The sequence below is a fragment of the Clostridium tarantellae genome, assembly GCF_009295725.1.
Lineage (GTDB): Bacteria > Bacillota > Clostridia > Clostridiales > Clostridiaceae > Sarcina > Sarcina tarantellae.
Map to the genome: position 1 here is coordinate 1 of NZ_WHJC01000411.1, position 2,379 is coordinate 2,379.

2 protein-coding genes are annotated in these 2,379 nt (G+C 24.0%); both read right to left on the reverse strand.

All coding sequences use genetic code 11. The features are described from left to right. Positions 1–194 precede the first annotated feature (194 nt). Positions 195–1,973 carry an aminopeptidase P family protein gene (locus tag GBZ86_RS15095; protein WP_152892020.1) on the reverse strand — a complete coding sequence of 593 codons (1,779 nt, stop codon included), beginning with the start codon at positions 1,971–1,973 and terminating at the stop codon, positions 195–197. A gap of 181 nt (positions 1,974–2,154) precedes the next feature. Beyond that, entirely contained in the window at positions 2,155–2,277 is a 123-nt protein-coding gene (locus GBZ86_RS18480) for a CPC_1213 family protein (RefSeq protein ID WP_268817446.1), read from the reverse strand. Between the last annotated feature and the right edge of the window lie 102 nt (positions 2,278–2,379).

Consider the following 2,379-nt stretch of genomic DNA (forward strand, 5'->3'; position numbering starts at 1 on the left):
AGGCATTATGGATTTTTATGTGTATTTTTAAAAATAAATTACTTTGATAAGTATTACAATACGTAATACTTATTAAAGTAATACTAAAATAAATATAAATATAAAAAGACTTTTATATACATTTTATAAAATGAAAGCATCAACCTATTTAAAAAATTATATCTCTTAGATTAATGCTTTATTTTATTTATATATTATATTTTTCTTGTATATTTTTTCAACCAATTACTTTCCTCTTCATTTAAGTAATTTTTTAATTTGTTATAAACTGTTTCATGATAATCATTAAGCCATGTTATTTCCTCTTCTTTTAATAAATTTATATCAATAGCTTCTAACTCTATTGGACAATATGAGATAACTTGAAACTTAAAGAATTTACCAAACTCTGTTTCTTTCCAAGGTTTGACTGTCAAAGTATTTTCTATTCTTATGCCATATCTTCCTTCTTTATACACACCAGGTTCATTTGTTAATACCATTCCCTCTTCTAGTTTTACATTATTAAGTATTCTACTAAATCCTTGTGGTCCTTCATGTACATTAAGTAAATACCCTACCCCATGACCTGTACCACATTTATAATCTATTCCATGCTCCCATAAAAACTGTCTAGCTAAAATATCTAAATTACATCCACAAGTCCCTTCTAAAAACTTAATTTTATTTAAAGCTATATGTCCTTTAAGCGTTAAGGTAAAATCTTCTTTTTCTTGTTCACTTAATTGTCCTAAAGCAATAGTTCTAGTTATATCCGTTGTACCATCTAAATACTGACCACCAGAATCTATTAAATAAAAACCTTTTGGTTCTAAAATGGACTTATTACAATGAGTAGCTTTATAATGCATCATTGCTGCATTTTCTTTATAAGCTGAAATACTATCAAAACTTACTCCTAAATTAAATTCTTGTTCCTTTCTAAAACTTTCTAATTTATTAGCAGCAATTATTTCATCTATAGTAAATTTATTTGCATTTTCTTTTAACCACTTTATAAATTTAACCATAGCTACTCCATCTTTTATTTGGCATCTTTCTAAGTTTTCTAATTCTACTTTATTTTTTATAGCTTTTAATTCAGTAGTGATCCCTACTCTATCTTTAATCTCTACTGTTGTTGGAATTGAATTGTACAACCATACATTAGTCTTATTATAATCACAAGTAAGTACTTGTCCATCTTCTATACTATATAAATCATATTGTATATCTTCATATGACTTTACATCTACTCTATTATCTTTTAAATAATTTATTATATTTTCATCAATTTTATTATTATCTATATATAGAATACATTCTTCTTTATTTAATAGTACATAGCTTAAAAATACAGGATTGTTATCAATATCATTTCCTCTTAGGTTAAGTAACCAAGCTATATCATCTAAAGAAGTTATTAAAGCTGACTCTATACTCTCCTTCTCTAATTTTTCACGAACTAAATTTATTTTTTCAATAGCAGTTAATCCAGTAAATTTTAATTCATGAATAAATAGTTTTTCTTTTGAAAGTATTGGTCTATCTTTCCATAAAATATCCATCAAATCTTCTTCTACTTTAAAAGTAATATTTTTATCTAAAGTATCACTTTTAAAATTATTAAATATTTTCATGGACATAGTTTTTCCATTAAAAGAAACTACATCTTCTTCTGTTAAATTATTTTTTATCCATTCATTTAAAGTATCTACATTAGGACTACCTAATTTTTGTACTATAAATTCTGTATTAGTAACTTCTTTATCAGCTTGAATATGATATCTTCCATCAACCCATAAATAAGCTTCTTTTAAAGTAACTAAAACAGTTCCAGCTGATCCAGTAAAGCCTGAAATCCATTCCCTACTCTTAAAATAATTGCATACATATTCACTTATATGATTATCACTACTAGGTATTATATAAGCTGTTATACCTTTTTCTCTCATTAAATTTCTTAAAGCCTGTAATTTATCATTTACTTGCATATGTATTTCCCCCTTTTATTAATAATATGCTTATTTAATTTTATCATAATTTTCCTTTTAGTATAATAATTAAAAAATTCTTTTGCAAATAATAAAACATCCTACTTCACTTTAAAATGGTTTAATGAAAATGAAGTAGAATGTTGTAAGTTATGATTTATTATAATATTATATTAATTTATTAAATTTTAAAATCTTTTGGATTATATTCTTTTGCTTTAGGTTCTCCAAAACAAGCTTTAACACTTTCAGCTTGTGGATTATGATTTATATGTTTCTTTTTATTATTCTTTTTATTTCCCATGTTTATCACCTCATAAATAGTTTGTACATAGCTTATACTTTTTATTCAAACTTAATTTTTTTAACTTTTACTTATTTGTTTAGAATTAGTAAATTATATTAC